Below are 13,215 nucleotides of genomic sequence, written 5' to 3'. Positions count from 1 at the left end.
CGGGCACGGCGGGGCCCGCGGACGGGCCGCGGACCCCGGCGGCCGCTCCCGGGCGGCGGACTACTGGACGGCGCGCAGCGCCCGCACGTCCATGTGCTCGGTCGCGTCGTGGGGCGTGAGGTCCACCACCGCGGGGTCCTCCGCCGTGCTCCCGGCGGCCGGCCCGGCCGGTGCGGCGTCCGCGTCCGCATAGCGGGCCTGCTCGGCGACGGCCTCGTCGCCCACGACGTCGGTGAGGTCACCCGCGGCGGCCGCCTCCGCGGCGCCCGCGGCCGCCCTCTGCGCGGTGCGGTCGAAGAAGCTGAAGCCCTCGGTACGGGCGACCACCGGGCGGGGCCGCTGCCTGGTGGCGGGCATGACCGCGGCGGCGGGTCCGGTCGGGGTGTGCGCGTGCTCGGAGCGGGCCGGCGGCAGCGCGGGGGCGGTGCGGCCCTCGGCGGCGGCGCGGCGGCGGGCGCTCTCGGCGTTCACCTGGGCGGCGACCCGCTGGGCCTGCGCCACCGCGGCGCGGCGCTCCAGGGTGCGCAGCACGGCCGCGGCCCGGACGTACGCGGTCGGCGTCACGGGGTGGCGGCCGGGCCGCAGGTCGGCGGCGCGGCGGCGGGACGCCTCGGCGTCCCTGACGGCCTGTTCGGCGGCGAGCACGGCGCGCTCGCGCAGCAGCCGGGCGTTCTCCGTCTCGGACCGCGCCAGCCGGGACTTCTCCACGGCCAGGCGCCGGCCGAGGCGGGAGACCCGCTCCTCGGCGACCTCCACCGCGTACTCCAGCTCGGCGACCTGCTCCTCGTGGCGCTCCTCCGCACGCTGCCGCGCGATGGAGGCGGCGTCCAGCGCCTGCTCCCCGGCCCGGTCGCGGCGGCGCAGCAGCACCGCGCCCGCGAGGGCGGCGGCCACGGCGGCGGCGCCGACCAGCCGGAGCAGCGCCGCGTCGTCGCTCAGCAGCACGACCGCACCGGCGGCACTGGTGACCGCCCCGGTGGAGAGCGGGGGGAGGAGCCTGCTGATGGTCGACGATTGACGGTGGCGTCCGCGTGGCATGGCCAAAAACTAGCGCGCCCCTCCGGGCCATGTCAGCCGCCGGAGCGGATCGTGTCGGGACGGGAACAATCGGTGACGCAGAGTGGTCGACACGTGACCCTTCGCAGGGGGAATGCCGCCCCTGCCGGGACCGCGCCCCCGCCGATCGGCGGGGTGGGGACGGGTGGGAGGGCCCGGCCGTCCGCGCGGGCCGGGACGGCCGCCGGTGACGTCGTCGTTGTGGAGGTGGCGCCCGCTCGTCCGCGCGGGGCCGGGACGGCGCGGACGGGCAGGCCCGCAGGGCACCGCGCACCGGCGGGCCCGCGGGCCGCCGCGGGGCGGGCGTCAGCGGACGGCCGGGGCCGCGGGGTCGTCGTCGTTGTCGTTGTCGTCGGGGAGGCGGCAGATCTGCTGCAGCCAGAGCGCGGCGACGACCACGGCGACACCCGCCAGCACGGCGAGGCCCGCCGTCACCGCCTGGGTCCTGCGGGCCGGCTGGTCCAGCAGGGACAGCAGGAAGACGCCCGTCCCCCCGTACACCCCCACCGCCAGGGCCGCGACCAGGGCGCTGGCCTGGCCCAGCACCACCGCGCGGGCCGCGCTCAGCGGGTCCACGCCCCGGGCGTCGGGCTCGCGGTCGCGCTGTGCCCGCAGCCGGGCGCGGATCGAGATCGCCGTGGCGAGCAGCACGACCGCGACCACCGCCAGCACCACCGGCGCGGCGGCGGGCACCCCGGGCAGCTCCCCGAGGGAGTCCCAGAGCTTGGCGCCCGCCCAGGAGAGCACTCCGGAGACCACGGCGATACCGGCCAGCAGGGCTGGGCGAAGCGGCTTCACGCGGAAGGCGTCCTTCCTGGGAGCGGGCGGCGGGCACTGCTTACCGTACTGGGCGGGAACGCGCGGCCCCCGCCGCCCGTTCCCCGCGGCGCTGCGGCGCCGTCCTACTCGGGGAGCCTGAGCTGCAGGTCGTCGCGGCGCCGCACGCCGTCGGTGCCGGCCTGCGCCAGCAGGTCCTCGACCCGGCCGCGGCCGGGCAGCTCGGCGCCGGGGTCGGCGTCGTGCCACGGCGCGAGGACGAAGCCGCGCTCGTGCGCCCGCGGGTGCGGCAGGGTGAGCGCCGGGTCCTCGGAGACCACGCCGTCGTAGGCGACGATGTCGACGTCCAGGGTGCGGGGGCCCCAGCGGACCTCGCGGGTGCGGCTGAAGGCGTCCTCCACCGCGCCGGCCCGCTCCAGCAGGGAGCGGGGGTCCAGGGTGGTGCGCAGCAGGGCCACGGCGTTGAGGTAGCCCGGCTGGCCGGCGGGGCCGCCCACCGGGTCGGTCTCGTAGACCGCCGAGACGGCCTTCACCCGGACGCCCGGGGTGTCCTCCAGCGCGTCCACCGCGCCCTGCAGGTTCTCCAGGCGGTTGCCCAGGTTGCTGCCGAGGGCGATCACCGCCGGCCGGGGGTTGTGCAGGGTGCTGTCCGCGGAGTCGACGGTGTGCTCGACGCCGAGCGGCACCGGCGACGTCGTCGGGTCGCTGCTCATCCGGTTACCTCGCTTCGTCCCGGAGCCGGGTGCCGCGGCGCGTCATCCGCGGCTCCGGTGGATGGTGATGGTCACGTCGTCGAACGGCACGGTGATCGGGGCGTCCGGCTTGTGCACGGTCACCTCCACCTCCTGTACCGGGTCGTGCTTCAGGCACTGGTCGGCGATGCGCTGGGCCAGGGTCTCGATGAGGTCCACCGGGTCGCCGGAGACGATGGCGGTGACCTCCTCGGCGACGATCCCGTAGTGCGCCGTGCGGGTCAGGTCGTCGGCCCCCGCGGCCGGACGGGTGTCCAGGTGGAGCACCACGTCGACGACGAACGTCTGGCCCTCCTCGCGCTCCCGCGCGAAGACGCCGTGACGGCCCCGGGCACGCAGGCCGCGCAGTGCGACACGGTCCAGCAATCGAATCACTCCAGAGACAGAACACCGGCGGGCCCCGTTGCCCGCCGGTACCGAATCTACCTCCGACCTCGGACGGTCCCGGGAGGCCGCCGACCGGGGGGCGGAACCGTCCTACCCGCGCACCGCGGCCCCCAAGCCGGGAACCCGGCCCGGCCGGGTGAACATCCGGTGCAGGGTCCCGCATTCCCCCGGGCGCGCCGCCGGGCGGCGGGCGTCAGCCCTCGTCCTCGGCATCGGTGCTGGTCAGGACGGGGGAACCGTGGTGCGACCAGAGACGCCAGCCGTCGGCGGTGCGGCGGAAGACGTTCGTCGTGACGACCTTGCCGCCGACCAGCGGCCCCAGCCCGCCCTCCTCCTCCGCCCCGCCCCCGGAGAGGATGTTCTCGGTGCAGGTGACGAGCGCCACATCCCCGGCGACCTGCGCCTCCACGTCGGTGAGGATGAACTGGATGTAGTCGGTGTCCGCCATCAGCAGCATGTACGAGCGCAGCACCCGCGCCCGCCCGCGCAGCACCGGCCACCCGGGGTGCACGCACACCACTCCCCCGGCGTCGTCGGCGTCCGCCGCCGAGAGCCAGACGTCGGTGAGGGCGTCCGCGTCGCCCCGCTCCAGCGCCTCGTAGAGCGCGGCGTTGGCCGTGAGGACCGCCGCACGGTCCGCCGCCGCACGGTCCGCGGCGCCGCCGTCGCCGGCCGCGCCGCCGCCCGTCCCCCCGGGCGGCGTCATTCGGCGGCCGCCCGCTGCCAGGCGGCGACGACCCGGACGGCGTCGGCGGTGGCCCGCACGTCGTGCACCCGCACCGCCCAGGCGCCCGCCTGGGCGGAGAGCGCCGAGACCGCCGCGGTCGCGTCGTCCCGCTGCCGGGCCGGGCGCGGCTCGCCGGTGGCCGGGTCGGCCAGCAGCGCGCCCAGGAAGCGCTTGCGGGACGCGGCCACCAGGACGGGCCGGCCGAGCGAGACCAGGGAGTCGAGGGCGCCCAGCAGGGCCCAGTCGTGCGCGGCCTGCTTGGCGAAGCCGAGCCCGGGGTCGAGGATCACCTGCTCGGGCCGGACGCCCGCGGCGACCACCGTCTCCATCCGCTGCTGCAGCTCCTTCACCACGTCGGTGACGACGTCGTCGTAGACCGCGAGGCTGTTCATGTCCGCCGAGTGCCCGCGCCAGTGCATCACCACGAAGGGCACGCCGGTCTCCGCCGCGACCCGGGCCATGTCCGGGTCGGCCAGGCCGCCGGAGACGTCGTTGACGACGGCCGCGCCGGCCGCCACCGCACGCTCCGCGACGGACGCCCGCATGGTGTCGACGCTGACGACGGCGCCGGCCGCGGCCAGTTCCCGCACCACCGGGACCACCCGGCGCAGCTCCTCCTCCTCGGGCACGCGGACCGCGCCCGGGCGGGTGGACTCGCCGCCCACGTCCACCAGGTCGGCGCCCTGCGCGACCAGGTCGAGGCCGTGGGCGACCGCGGCGGAGGGGTCGAGCCACCGGCCGCCGTCGGAGAACGAGTCGGGGGTGACGTTGACGACGCCCATCACGGCGCAGCGGTCCAGCGGGGGGAGGCCGGGAAGCGCCGAGGCGGTGGGGGTGCTCATGGGCCCATTATCGGCGGTGCGGACCGCCGTGCGCCGGGCAGGGCGGGGACGGCCGCCGCGCCCGGCACCGGGCGCGGCGGGGCGTCCGGGACCGGGCCCGTGCGCGGCGGGAGACGCCGCGGCCCGGACACGCCGGGCCCCGGACACGCCGCGGCCCGGACGGCGCTGCCGTCCGGGCCGCGGGGCGTCGGCGGTCAGGCCGCCAGCTGCGCGCGCTTCGGCTCCGAGGGACCGCCCTGCCCCAGCCCGCGGCGGCCGAGGCGGGGCATGCCGAGGGTGATGAAGGCCTCCGCCTGCATCGCGGCCAGGCCGATCCGCGGCAGGTCGCGGGCGGCCGGGTAGACCAGGAACCGCGGCTCCCACTCCGGCTGGAACTTGGCGTTGAACTTGTACAGCGACTCGATCTGGAACCAGCGGGACAGGAAGACCAGCAGCCCCCGCCAGGCGCGCAGCACCGGCCCCGCGCCGAGCCGCTCGCCGCGCGCCAGGGCCGAGCGGAACATCGCGAAGTTCAGCGACACCCGCCGGATGCCGAGGCCCGGGGCGGCCTGGAGCGCGGCCACGATCAGCAGCTCGTTGAGGCCCGGGTCCGCGGCCCGGTCACGGCGCATCAGCTCCAGCGAGATGCCGTCGCGGCCCCACGGCACGAAGTGCAGCACGGCCTTGAGGTCGCCCAGCGCCGGGTCCCCGGCCGGCTCCTCCGGACCGGCCTCCCGGTGCGCGGTCACCACCAGGCAGTCGTCGTCGGTGGGGTCGCCGAAGCGGCCGAGCGCCATGGAGAAGCCGCGCTCGGTGTCGGTGCCGCGCCAGCGGGCCGCGGCGAGCGTGATCCGCTCCCGCTCCTCCGGCTCCAGCTCCGCCACCCGCCGCACCTTGCAGGAATATCCGTTGCGCTCGATGCGCTTGACCATCTGCCGGACGTTGCGCATGGCCCGGCCGGAGAGGGAGAAGGCGTCGGTGTGCACGATGGCCTCGTCGCCGAGCTCCAGCGCGTCCAAGCCGGCCTCCCGGGTCCACACCTCGCCGCCGACCTCGCTGCACCCCATCACCGCGGGCACCCAGGCGTGGGCGCGGGCCTCGGCCATGAAGACCTTGATGGCGCCGGGCCACGCCTCGACGTCGCCGACGGGGTCGCCGGAGGCCAGCATCACGCCGGAGACCACCCGGTAGGAGATCGCCGCCTTGCCGGTGGGCGAGAAGAGCACGCTCTTGTCGCGGCGCAGCGCGAAGTAGCCCAGCGAGTCGCGGTCGCCGTGCCGGTCCAGCAGGGCCCGGACCTTCCGCTCGTCCTCGACGGTGAGCGCCGCCACCGGCTCGGACGGGCGCAGCGCCAGGTAGGCGGTGGTGAGCGCGGTGAGCAGGCCGAGCGCCGCCAGCGAGTAGCCGACCAGGTCGGAGGTGCGCTCGTAGGTGTAGCGGATCGGGCCCTCGAAGCCGAAGAGGCCGTAGACGACGTGCTGGATCCGCTCGCCGAGGCCGGGATTCCCGATCTCGCTGCGCGGGTGGACGCTCACGATGAGCAGGCCGAGCAGGAAGCTGACCGTGCCCATGCCGAGGAGGTTCCACAGGGCGCGCCACCGCGTGCGCGGGTCGGCCCGGGCGTAGAACTCGCGGCGGTGCGCCAGCATCACCACGAAGAGGATCAGCGAGACCGCGGCCGGCGCGGCGGCGTGCCACCGCAGCAGGTGGAGGGCGGCGCTGACCGGCAGCAGCACGACCACCGCCCGCCAGGCGCGCCGCTTGCGGCGGCGCAGGGCGTGGGCCAGGAGCACCAGCAGGATGCCGATCATCAGTGAGCCGGCGGTGGCCAGGGTGGTGACCCCGCCGGGCAGCATCCCGGCGAGCTCGTGCATCCGGGAGCGGCGGAACCGGGGGAAGACGGCGCCGGCGATGTCCAGCAGACCGATGACCAGCGTGGCGTACCCGACGGCGGTGGGCACCCACGCCTGCGGTGCGGCGGCGGCCTGGTGGCGCAGCGTCTGCAGGCCGAAGCGCCGGTCCTGCCGGGGGGACGGCTCAGTGGGCACGGGATCGCTCATGGTTCTTCAGCGTAGGCGTGAAAGCGGAACGCTCCGTAGACCTGAAGCATGAGACGCGATGATTCCCCATGACCACTCCCCCTTTGTACGTACCCGCCGTCCGTGTCCTGGGACGCGGCCGCCCCCGCACCGGTTCCCCCGAAGGGGGGAGCCCGCACCGGGGTGCGGGGGCGGGGGCGGGAGCGGGGGCGGGGGCGGGAGCGGGGCCGCAGGGGTCAGCGGGCCATGATGAGGCTCATCGCCTCGGCGCGGGTGGCGGGGTCGCGGAGCTGGCCGCGGACCGCGGAGGTGGTCGTCTTGGCGCCGGGCTTGCGGATGCCGCGCATCGACATGCACATGTGCTCGCACTCGAAGACCACGATGACGCCGCGCGGCTCCAGTATGCGCATCAGGGCGTCGGCCACCTGGGTCGTGAGCCGCTCCTGGACCTGCGGGCGGCGGGCGTAGACGTCCACCAGGCGGGCCAGCTTGGAGAGTCCGGTGATCTTCCCGCTCGCCGACGGGATGTACCCCACGTGGGCGACACCGTGGAAGGGGACCAGGTGGTGCTCGCAGGTGGAGTACACCTCGATGTCCTTGACCAGCACCATCTCGTCGTGGCCCAGGTCGAAGGTGGTGGTGAGCACGTCCTCCGGCTCCTGCCACAACCCCGCGAAGATCTCCCGGTAGGCGCGCGCGACCCGGGCCGGGGTCTCCCGCAGGCCCTCCCTGTCCGGGTCCTCGCCGACCGCGAGCAGCAGCTCGCGGATCGCGTTCTCGGCCCGCTTCTGGTCGAACGTCCCGACGGCGGTGGCGGCGTCGAGAGTCACCGGGTCGGTCATGCGGTCCTCGCTTCGTTTCGGGGCGGTTCACGGCGGATCGGTACACGGGGGACCGGTTCACGGCGGGGTGCACGGAACGCGGTGCGAGCAGCAGGAATGCCGCACCCCCAGCGTAGAGCGCCGGGGGTGCGGCAGGTCATTCCGGGTGCGGGCCCGGCCGGCGGGCGGTCCGGCGGCCGGGGCCCGGCGGCTCAGCCGGCGGAGGGGGGCTCCTCCAGCGGCGGGAGCTTGACCGTGTCCACCGGGGCGGTGTCCGTGACCGTGGGGGTCGCGGTCTGACTGCCGTTGGTGAGGGCCAGCTCCTTGGGGGACTGCACCGGCGGCCGGGTGGACGGGGTGCGCCGGGTGGAGCCGGTCCAGGCCGGGCGCGGCGGGCGCTTGACGATGGGCTTGAAGATCTCGGCGATCTGCTCCTTGTTCAGCGTCTCCTTCTCCAGGAGGGCCAGAACGAGGTTGTCGAGGACGTCGCGGTTCTCGACCAGGATCTCCCACGCCTCGTTGTGCGCGGTCTCGATGAGCTTCTTGACCTCCTCGTCGACCAGCGCGGCGACCTCCTCGGAGTAGTCGCGCTGGTGCGCCATCTCGCGGCCGAGGAACGGCTCGGAGTTGTCCGAGCCGAACTTGATGGCGCCGAGCCGCTCGGTCATGCCGTACTGGGTGACCATGGCCCGCGCGGTGGCGGTGGCCTTCTCGATGTCGTTGGCCGCGCCGGTGGTCGGGTCGTGGAAGACGAGCTCCTCGGCGGCCCGGCCGCCCAGCATGTAGGCGAGCTGGTCGAGCATCTCGTTGCGCGTGGTGGAGTACTTGTCCTCGTCCGGCAGGACCATGGTGTAGCCCAGGGCCCGGCCGCGCGACAGGATGGTGATCTTGTGCACCGGGTCGCTGTTCGGGGACGCCGCCGCGACCAGGGCGTGTCCGCCCTCGTGGTACGCGGTGATCTTCTTCTCCTTGTCGCTCATGATCCGGGTCCGCTTCTGCGGGCCGGCCACGACGCGGTCGATCGCCTCGTCCAGCGTGGTGTTGTCCACCAGCTTCTTGTCGGAGCGGGCGGTGAGGAGCGCCGCCTCGTTGAGGACGTTGGAGAGGTCGGCACCGGTGAAGCCGGGGGTGCGGCGGGCGACGGCCATGAGGTCGACGTCCGGCGCGATCGGCTTGCCCTTCTGGTGGACCTTGAGGATCTCCAGGCGGCCCTGCAGGTCGGGGCGCTCGACGGCGATCTGCCGGTCGAAGCGGCCCGGGCGCAGCAGCGCGGGGTCGAGGATGTCGGGGCGGTTGGTGGCGGCGATGAGGATGACGCCGCCCTTGACGTCGAAGCCGTCCATCTCGACGAGCAGCTGGTTGAGGGTCTGCTCGCGCTCGTCGTGGCCGCCGCCGAGGCCGGCGCCGCGGTGGCGGCCGACCGCGTCGATCTCGTCGACGAAGACGATGGCGGGGGCGTTCGCCTTGGCCTGCTCGAAGAGGTCGCGCACCCGGGAGGCGCCGACACCGACGAACATCTCGACGAAGTCCGAGCCGGAGATGGAGTAGAACGGCACACCGGCCTCGCCGGCCACGGCGCGGGCCAGCAGGGTCTTGCCGGTTCCGGGGGGGCCGTAGAGCAGGACGCCCTTGGGGATCTTGGCCCCGACGGCCTGGAACTTGGCGGGCTCCTGCAGGAACTCCTTGATCTCGTGGAGCTCCTCCACCGCCTCGTCGGCCCCGGCCACGTCGGAGAACGTGGTCTTGGGCGTGTCCTTGGTGATCAGCTTGGCCTTGGACTTCCCGAAGTTCATCACCCGGGAGCCGCCGCCCTGCATCTGGTTCATCAGGAACAGGAAGACGATGACGATGAAGACGATCGGCAGCATCGAGAAGACGATGCTGAGGAAGGCGTTCTGCTTCGTCGGGGAGACGGTGTAGCCGTCGGGCAGCTTCTTGGCCTCCTGGGCGGCCTGCAGCTTGTCGGCGATCGCGACGCCCTGGTTGCCGATGTACGACGCCTTGACCTTGTCGTTGCCGTCGATCTTCTCGCCCGGCTTGAGCTGGATCTTGACGGTGTTCTCGTCACCGGTGGTGAGCTGCGCCTGCTGTACCTTGCCGGCGTCGATGGCCGCGACCACGTCGCCGGTGTTCGCCGTCTTGTAGCCGTTCGACGAGGTGACGACCTGCATCAGCACGATGACGGCGAGGACGGCCAGCACGATCCACATGATCGGCGCACGGAAGTATCGTTTGACGTCCATCCATGCGGGGCGTCGCCGCCCCGTCCCTCCTGCCATTCGAGGGCGCCGGCCGGTCTGTGGCCCGCCGGCGCTTTCCGGTGAGTGCTTCGACCTTGCGGTCACCGCCCCCCGGTACGAAGAGCGGTTTATTGGACGGTACCGCAGCCGCCCACCTCGGGGACGAATGCCGACCGCTGGAAGTTCAAACGGCGGGGAACGGCGCTCTGTTCCCGCGCCGCTCCCCGCTCGTGCGGATCCCCGCCCCTCAGCCGCCGTACACGTGCGGCGCGAGGGTGCCGACGAACGGCAGGTTGCGGTACTTCTCCGCGTAGTCCAGGCCGTAGCCGACCACGAACTCGTTGGGGATGTCGAAGCCGACGTACTTGACGTCGATCTCCACCTTGGCGGCGTCGGGCTTGCGCAGCAGGGTGCAGACCTCCAGGGAGGCCGGGCCGCGCGAGCCCAGGTTGCCGATCAGCCAGGAGAGGGTGAGGCCGGAGTCGATGATGTCCTCGACGATGAGGACGTCGCGGCCGGCGATGTCGGTGTCGAGGTCCTTGAGGATCCGCACCACGCCGGAGGACTTGGTGCCCATGCCGTACGACGACACCGCCATCCAGTCCATGGTGACGGGCGTGTGCAGGGCGCGGGCCAGGTCGGCCATCACCATCACGGCGCCCTTGAGGACGCCCACGATCAGCAGGTCCCGGCCCGCGTAGTCCTGGTCGATCCGGCCGGCAAGCTCGGCGAGCTTGGCGTCGATCTCGTCCTTGGTGATCAGCACCTTGGCGAGATCGGTGCCCATGTCCTTGTCGTCCACCGCGCGGTACTTCCTCAAGCGTTCGGGGTCTGCGTCCGGAAGAACAGACTGCCACACCTGCGGCGCACCTCGACGCCCCCGGGCAGGTGGAGCGGGCCCTGGCCCCGCCATCCGGTGACCAGCTGCTCGACCGCCTCCACGTGCCGGGCGAAGAGGTCGCCGGGCGGGCTGCCCGCCCGGACGGCCGCGCGGCGCAGCACCCGGCGCCGCACGGCGGGCGGCAGGGCGGCGAGCCGGCCGGTGTCGAGGCCCCCGTCGGGGCCGCCGTCGGCGGTGCACGCCTCCCGGACCTCGCGCTCCGCCAGGTCGGCCCAGGCGTCGAGGGCGTCGGCGTCGTCGCGGAAGAGGCGGGCGGTGCGGGCGAGGGCCTGGACGACGCCGCCGCCGAGGTGCTTCTCCAGGACCGGCAGCACCTCGTGGCGCACGCGGGAGCGGGTGAAGGCGGGGTCGGTGTTGTGGGGGTCGTCCCAGACGGGGACGCCCTGGGCGGCGCAGGCCTGGCGGGTGGCGGAGCGGTCGACCTCCAGCAGCGGGCGGCGGTAGCGGCCGGTCGCGGCGGGCATGCCGGCGAGGGAGCGCGCGCCGGAGCCGCGGGCGAGGCCGAGCAGCACGGTCTCCGCCTGGTCGTCGCGGGTGTGGCCCAGCAGCACGGCGACCGCGCCGTGGCGGGCGGCGGCCTCGTCCAGGGCGGCGTAGCGGGCGGTGCGGGCGGCGTTCTCGGGGCCTCCGTGGCGGCCGACGCCCACGGCGGCGGTCTCGACGGGGTCCAGGCCGAGGGCGCGCAGCCGGTCGGCGAGGTCGCGGGCGCGGTCGGCGGAGCCGGGCTGGAGGCCGTGGTCGACGGTGACGGCGCCGGCGCGCAGGCCGAGCTTGGGGGCCTCGAAGGCGGTGGCGACGGCGAGGGCCATGGAGTCGGCGCCGCCGCTGCAGGCGACGAGGACGAGGGGGGCGCCGGCGGGGGCCTGGGCCCGGGGCAGCCGGGTGGGGTCGGCGGAGACCTGGCGCGGCGGGGTGGGGGGCGGGGCGGCGAAGGCGCCGCCGGGCACCGCGTGGCGGGCGAGGTCGGCGAGGGTGCGGCGGACTGCCAGGCGTATCGCTGCGACGGCGGGGTGCGGACCCACGGCGGGCTCCTCCTTCGGGACGGGTCGGGCCGCGCCCGGGCCGGCGGGGCCGGAGGGGCGTGCCGTTCCACGGGCGGCTGCGGCGGGCCGGGCCACGGCGCTCCCGGTACGCCGGCGCGGGGGCGTCGGGGCGTCGGGGGGTGGTGCCGGGTATGCCCCGCCTGACACAGATCGTCGCAGAAGTGCAGCGTCCGCCGGGGCGCCCGCGCCACCGGTACGACAACGGTCCCACGGACGGGTGAATGGAGAAACGGTCCGCCGGGCAGAACCGTTCACCCGGGCGGGCCCCTGCGGTCCCTTCCCGTCACGTCCGGGCAGGGCGCGCCCGGCGAGGCGCCGGACGGCCGCTCCGCCCGGGGCGCCGCCGGGCACCCGCGCCGTACGGTCCCGGCAGGCGGGCGGCGGACGGACGGCGGTCAGCGGACGGCGGGCGGGCGGCGGACTCCCGACGGACCGTCAGGAGTGCTGCGGGGCGGGCCCTGCGCGGGGGTCAGCCGTGCATGCGGGCGACCCAGGAGGCCGGGTCGTGGATCTCGTCGCGGGTCGGCAGGGTGTTGGGGGACGTCCAGACGCGGTTGAAGCCGTCCATGCCCACCCGGTCGACGACGGCCCGGACGAAGGCGGCGCCGTCCTGGTACTGCCGCAGCTTGGCGTCGAGGCCGAGCAGGCGGCGCAGCAGCACGTCGAGCCGTCCGGCGCCCCGGTCGCGGCGCTGCTGGAACTTCTCCCGGATCTCGGCGACCGAGGGGACGACGTCGGGGCCCACGCCGTCCATCACGACGTCGGCGTGGCCCTCCAGCAGCGACATCACGGCGGTGAGCCGGGAGAGGATCTCGCGCTGGGCGGGGGTCTGGACGGCCTCGAGGAGGCCGCCGGGCCCGGCGGGCCCCTCCTGCGGGCGCCGGTCGCCGCCCAGGCCGGGGACGGGGAGGCCGCCGGCGAGCCCGCGGGCCGCCTCGACGAGGCGCTCCAGCAGGGTGGCGGGGTCGATGTCGGTCTCGGCGAGGAACGCCTGGATCTCCGACTCGACGTGGTCGCGCAGCCAGGGGACGGCCGAGAACTGGGTCCGGTGGGTCTCCTCGTGCAGGCAGACCCAGAGCCGGAAGTCGTGCGGGTCCACGTCGAGCTCCCGCTCCACGTGGACGATGTTGGGGGCCACCAGCAGCAGCCGGCCCGCGGCGGCTCCCCCGGCGGGCCGCTCGCCGGGTCCGCCGAAGAGCGGGGCGGGGCTGTCGGGCGCCTCCGCGGGGGCGAAGGTCTCGTACTGGCCGAGCACCTTGGAGGAGAGGAAGGCCAGCAGGGCGCCGACCTCCACCCCGGTGACCTTCTCGCCGACGCCGCCGATGAGGGCCGCGCCGGGGACGTTCTGCCGGCGGGCCTGGAGCTTGGCGACCAGCGGCTGGACGACGGTGCGGAACCCGGCGACGTTCGCCCGGACCCAGCCGGGCCGGTCGACGACGAGGACCGGCGTCCCGCCGCCGGGCGAGGAGAGGCCGGTGAACGACCTGACGTGCTGCTCGGAGTCCCGGGCGTGGCGGCGCAGCTCCGCCACCACCTCGCGGGCCTCCTCGCGGGTGATCTCCGGCCCGGGGCGCACCAGCCGGGTCGCCGTCGCGACTGCGAGGTTCCAGTCGACCATGTCAGGACTCGCGCTCGTCATGTCTTCACCGTA

At 75.1% G+C, this 13,215-nt stretch carries 12 protein-coding genes; all 12 read right to left on the bottom strand.

The genetic code is table 11. The features are described from left to right. Nucleotides 1–60 precede the first annotated feature (60 nt). The 12 genes from ACFY07_RS13680 to ACFY07_RS13625 all read right to left on the bottom strand — a co-directional run bounded on the left by ACFY07_RS13680 (nt 61) and on the right by ACFY07_RS13625 (nt 13,203). Nucleotides 61–1,038 carry a hypothetical protein gene (locus ACFY07_RS13680; protein WP_390868825.1) on the bottom strand — a complete coding sequence of 326 codons (978 nt, stop codon included), beginning with the start codon at nt 1,036–1,038 and terminating at the stop codon, nt 61–63. 324 nt (nt 1,039–1,362) lie between these two features. Further along, a complete protein-coding gene (locus tag ACFY07_RS13675; protein ID WP_390868824.1) occupies nt 1,363–1,854 on the bottom strand; it encodes a DUF3180 domain-containing protein in 492 nt (163 codons plus the stop codon). 104 nt (nt 1,855–1,958) lie between these two features. Then, on the bottom strand, nt 1,959–2,546 hold the full coding sequence (folK, locus tag ACFY07_RS13670; protein WP_230649413.1) for a 2-amino-4-hydroxy-6-hydroxymethyldihydropteridine diphosphokinase: 588 nt from the start codon (nt 2,544–2,546) through the stop codon (nt 1,959–1,961). Nucleotides 2,547–2,588: 42 nt separating this feature from the next. Next, a complete protein-coding gene (gene folB / locus ACFY07_RS13665; protein WP_390868923.1) occupies nt 2,589–2,948 on the bottom strand; it encodes a dihydroneopterin aldolase in 360 nt (119 codons plus the stop codon). Between the two features lie 217 nt (nt 2,949–3,165). Beyond that, entirely contained in the window at nt 3,166–3,678 is a 513-nt protein-coding gene (locus ACFY07_RS13660) for a nuclear transport factor 2 family protein (RefSeq protein WP_390868823.1), read from the bottom strand. After that, nucleotides 3,675–4,541, bottom strand: a complete 867-nt coding sequence (gene folP / locus ACFY07_RS13655) for a dihydropteroate synthase (RefSeq protein WP_390868822.1) — start codon at nt 4,539–4,541, stop codon at nt 3,675–3,677. Before folP ends, ACFY07_RS13660 begins: the two co-directional genes overlap by 4 nt. 194 nt (nt 4,542–4,735) lie before the next feature. Further along, entirely contained in the window at nt 4,736–6,580 is a 1,845-nt protein-coding gene (locus tag ACFY07_RS13650; protein ID WP_390868821.1) for a phosphatidylglycerol lysyltransferase domain-containing protein, read from the bottom strand. Nucleotides 6,581–6,795: 215 nt separating this feature from the next. Then, entirely contained in the window at nt 6,796–7,401 is a 606-nt protein-coding gene (gene folE / locus ACFY07_RS13645; RefSeq protein ID WP_230649405.1) for a GTP cyclohydrolase I FolE, read from the bottom strand. 191 nt (nt 7,402–7,592) lie between these two features. Further along, nucleotides 7,593–9,623 (bottom strand): ATP-dependent zinc metalloprotease FtsH, encoded by a 2,031-nt coding sequence (gene ftsH, locus ACFY07_RS13640; protein WP_230649403.1) that lies wholly within the window; start codon nt 9,621–9,623, stop codon nt 7,593–7,595. A gap of 244 nt (nt 9,624–9,867) precedes the next feature. Further along, on the bottom strand, nt 9,868–10,422 hold the full coding sequence (hpt, locus tag ACFY07_RS13635; RefSeq protein WP_230649539.1) for a hypoxanthine phosphoribosyltransferase: 555 nt from the start codon (nt 10,420–10,422) through the stop codon (nt 9,868–9,870). 14 nt (nt 10,423–10,436) lie between these two features. Then, nucleotides 10,437–11,543, bottom strand: a complete 1,107-nt coding sequence (gene tilS / locus ACFY07_RS13630; protein ID WP_390868820.1) for a tRNA lysidine(34) synthetase TilS — start codon at nt 11,541–11,543, stop codon at nt 10,437–10,439. Nucleotides 11,544–12,033: 490 nt separating this feature from the next. After that, the gene (locus ACFY07_RS13625) at nt 12,034–13,203 is read right to left on the bottom strand and encodes a zinc-dependent metalloprotease (protein WP_390868819.1); all 1,170 of its coding nucleotides are present in this window, start codon (nt 13,201–13,203) and stop codon (nt 12,034–12,036) included. Between the last annotated feature and the right edge of the window lie 12 nt (nt 13,204–13,215).

The organism is Streptomyces sp. NPDC001380, from assembly GCF_042895785.1.
Taxonomy (GTDB): domain Bacteria; phylum Actinomycetota; class Actinomycetes; order Streptomycetales; family Streptomycetaceae; genus Peterkaempfera.
This window is presented reverse-complemented; position numbering and strand designations above follow the sequence as displayed.